General features: G+C 40.3%; 1 protein-coding gene. It reads left to right on the top strand.

Annotated features, from left to right (window positions below):
* On the top strand, window positions 1–362 hold a 362-nt coding region (locus tag C1G53_RS12805; RefSeq protein ID WP_153046739.1), incomplete at both ends, for a sulfatase-like hydrolase/transferase.

Genomic DNA, 362 nt, shown 5'->3' with positions numbered 1-362 from the left:
AGCCACTGCTGAAAATTCATTCCAATACGGTCTGAATGATAAAATCATGTTCGCCGACTCTATCCAATATCTGGAACATTTACAGCAACCCTTCTATACCAAATTTATCACAGTTTCCAACCACTACCCCTATACAACCAGCTTGATTGGGGATGAGATTGGCTTTCCATTAGCCAATACAGATGATGAAACCATTAATGGCTATTTTGCTACTGCCAACTATCTCGATGCGTCCATAAAGGCATTTTTCGATTACTTAAAAGCGACTGGCTTGTACGAAAACTCCATCATCGTCCTCTATGGTGATCACTATGGAATTTCTAATTCACGTAATCCTGACTTGGCACCGTTGATTGGAAAAG

Origin of the sequence: Streptococcus suis, assembly GCF_002960445.1 — a bacterium.
GTDB lineage: Bacteria > Bacillota > Bacilli > Lactobacillales > Streptococcaceae > Streptococcus > Streptococcus hyiners.
Note: the sequence above shows the minus strand (reverse complement) of the source record. Positions and strands in the feature narration are given on the sequence as shown.